The 1146-nt window shown below is 59.2% G+C and carries 1 protein-coding gene and 1 pseudogene; one reads left to right on the top strand and one right to left on the bottom strand.

Translation table 11 applies throughout. The annotated features are described in order from the left end of the window. Positions 1-93: 93 nt before the first annotated feature. A pseudogene (locus IWX85_RS20180) lies at positions 94-688 on the bottom strand (IS5 family transposase); the annotation flags it as partial. Positions 689-786: 98 nt separating this feature from the next. Between IWX85_RS20180 and IWX85_RS20175 the strand changes: the two are divergent. Further along, a complete protein-coding gene (locus IWX85_RS20175) occupies positions 787-1083 on the top strand; it encodes a hypothetical protein (RefSeq protein ID WP_196870989.1) in 297 nt (98 codons plus the stop codon). Positions 1084-1146 lie beyond the last annotated feature (63 nt).

Raw genomic sequence — 1146 nt, 5'->3', positions numbered from 1 at the left:
CTTCAGGCCAAAGTCAACTGGCAGTTCACGACCAAGGATGCCCGCACCAAGCTCAAAAGGCTTTACCCGACAACTACATCATGACGCGACACTAGCATCCAGATCTGTCGTTGATTCGTGCGTTTCGTTCGAGCGGCTCTGGCCCTTGAAACTGCCGCCGCTGCCCGGCTCATCGCTACCGTCCTTGCGCACAAAACTCTTGTGGCCCGCCCAGGCCTGAATCAACGTGCCGTCCACACTGAAGTGCTCCCCCGAGAGCCAGCCGTGCGCGTCGGCGCTTTGCACCACATGGTTGAACAACTCGATGACCGCATCGTGCGCCAGCAAGCGCTCACGGTTTTTGGAAAACACCGTGGGCACCCACACCGCCTCATTCATGGCCAGGCCGATGAACCAGCGGTACAGCAGGTTGTACTGCGTCTGCTCCATGAGGTGGCGCATCTGAGCGGATGCTGTGGAACACCTGGAGAAGCATGGCGCGCAGCAGTTTCTCGGGCGAGATGCTGGGCCGACCGCCTTTGCTGGGCGCTTCGTACATCCCTGCAAACAGCGCATCCATCTTGTGCAGCGCCTCGTTGACCATCTGGCATATCGCGCGCAGCGGGTGGTCCGCCGGCACAAAGTCCTCCAGGCGGTGCAGCGTGAAAGGGCTTTCGGTGAAGGTTGACCTTGCCCCTGGATTGCGTATCCCATAACCGAGCTCATGAGTTGGCTTGCCTGGCCCCCCGTGTCAGACTAGTTGTCGCTCCATCATGATTGCGGAAAAGCCGCAAAGGAGTACCATTTATGACAAAAAATCTTCATTCCCCTGAATTCCAGGAACAGGCCCTGAGCAAAGCCAGGCAACGCGGCACGCGCAGCATGCAGCACGTTGCCGATGAATTGAATATGCCGGTAGGCACGTTGAGAAAATGGATCAGCAAGTCCAACCGAATGCATGAAGTCGGTGGCCCCGCAGCGCAACTGCCTGAGGACTTACCGGCCCAATCCTGGGGCCCTGCCCAGCGCTTGCTTGCGCTGAACCAGACGCATCCCATGACGCCGACACAGCTGCTGAGTATTCCGGACCAACGTGACCGGTGATTCCGGGATCGTGACCGACGTTCCGGTGAACGTGACCGGGAGGATTCCGGCAACGTGACCGCT

It is taken from the genome of Polaromonas sp. CG_9.11 (genome assembly GCF_015752225.1).
In the GTDB taxonomy this organism is placed as follows: Bacteria; Pseudomonadota; Gammaproteobacteria; order Burkholderiales; family Burkholderiaceae_C; genus Polaromonas.
Note: the sequence above shows the minus strand (reverse complement) of the source record. Positions and strands in the feature narration are given on the sequence as shown.

Excerpts from the sequence above, each read along its gene's own strand:
- IWX85_RS20175 (WP_196870989.1), top strand. The coding sequence starts at position 787 with ATGACAAAAAATCTTCATTCCCCTGAATTCCAGGAACAGGCCCTGAGC.